The sequence below is a fragment of the Bartonella sp. PS17NMGDW genome (assembly GCF_042193555.1).
GTDB classification, from domain to species: Bacteria; Pseudomonadota; Alphaproteobacteria; order Rhizobiales; family Rhizobiaceae; genus Bartonella; species Bartonella grahamii.
Genome location: NZ_JBHILY010000053.1, coordinates 1 through 1,893 on the forward strand (window position 1 = coordinate 1; position 1,893 = coordinate 1,893).

The window sequence follows — 1,893 nt, forward strand, 5'->3', positions numbered from 1 at the left end:
TCACAGCTTTTTACCACCAATAAAAATGTTACTACAGTTGCTGAGCATACAGCGAAATATTTGGGCGGAGGTGCCAAGTATGAGAGTGGAGAGTGGACAGATCCAAGTTTCAAGGTTAAGACCGTTAAGGAAGATGGTAGTGATGTTGAAGAGCAGAGCTATGCAAGTGTTGCGGAAGCCTTTGAGGGTGTAGGTACTTCTTTCAAGAACATTCATAAAGAGATTACACAAAGCAATACGACGGTTACTGAAAACATTAAGCAGAATGCGTTGATGTGGGGTGAGAAAGAGGGAGCCTTTGTAGCCTTGCATGGAGAAGAAAATAGTAAAACCAATAGCAAGATTAAGTATCTTGCGAATGGAGACATTACTGTAGACTCAAGTGATGCGGTTAATGGTTCACAGCTTTATTCCATGAATAAGATGTTTGCGGAGTATTTTGGTGGAGGTGCTGGCTATAATGATAAGGGCGAGTGGAGTGCTCCAAGTTTCAAGCTACAAACTGTCAACTCTGAAGGTAGTTCTGAAGAGAAGAGCTATGATAATGTTGCGGATGCATTAGCAGGAGTAGGGACATCTTTCACGAATATTCACAAAGAAATTAACAATGTTGTTAGTGATAGCTTAGTTAAACAAGATGACAAGACGCATGTTATTAGCATTGGAGGCGAAAAAGGCGGTACGAGCATCAATATTGCAAACAGTGATAATGCCGCGCGGACACTCTCTGGAGTCAAGGAAGGTGCAGTTTCAAAAGCATCGACGGATGCAGTTAATGGCTCACAGCTTTATTCCATGAATAAGATGTTTGCGGAGTATTTTGGTGGAGGTGCTGGCTATAATGATAAGGGCGAGTGGAGTGCTCCAAGTTTCAAGCTACAAACTGTCAACTCTGAAGGTAGTTCTGAAGAGAAGAGCTATGATAATGTTGCGGATGCATTAGCAGGAGTAGGGACATCTTTCACGAATATTCACAAAGAAATTAACAATGTTGTTAGTGATAGCTTAGTTAAACAAGATGACAAGACGCATGTTATTAGCATTGGAGGCGAAAAAAGTGGCACAAGCATTACCCTTTCCAACATTGATGGAGCGGAACGGACTCTTTCTGGAGTGCGTGGTGGAACGATTTCAGAAACATCCACGGATGCGGTTAATGGTTCACAACTTTATTCTATGAGTAATGTCTTAGCGGCCTATTTAGGAGGAGGAGCCGGCTATAAGGATGGGAAATGGAGTGCACCGGAATTCAAGGTTGCACAATTTAAGAGCGACGGTAGTTCAGATGAGAAGACGAGCTATGATAATGTTGCGGCTGCGTTTGATGGTGTGAATATAGGTATGACTAATATCAACAATCGTATTCATGATGTTGAGAAGAATGTGGCGTCCAATGGTTTAAAGTGGAATGAAACTGAAGGAGCGTACGACGCGAAGCATGATGACAAGTCGAGCAAGATTAAGAATGTCTTAGCTGGTAAAGTTGAAGAGAATTCACAAGAAGTTGTGAATGGAGGTCAGCTATGGGAGACGAATGAGAAAGTGAAAGAGGTTGAAAAGAAAGTAGATACGATTGATCAACATGTAAAAGATATTACAACAACGGTTATGGATGGAGCGGTTAAATATGACAAAGATGGTGATGGTAAAAAGACGAATAAGGTTACGTTGGTAGGTGGGAATGAGAGTGATCCAGTTTTGATAGACAATGTAGCGGATGGAAAGATTGAAACGGGCTCGCATGAAGCTGTTAATGGGGGTCAGTTACATGATTACACAGAACAGCAGATGAAGACGGTTCTTGAGGATGCCAATAAGTATACGGATGAGAAAGTTTCTCATATTGTAAAAGATGGAGTTAATGAGGCTAATTCGTATACGGATATGAAGTTT

Annotated in this window: 1 pseudogene; it reads left to right on the top strand. The window is 41.5% G+C overall.

Annotated features, from left to right (window positions below):
• A pseudogene (locus ACFIJK_RS09110) lies at positions 1-1,893 on the top strand (hypothetical protein); the annotation flags it as partial.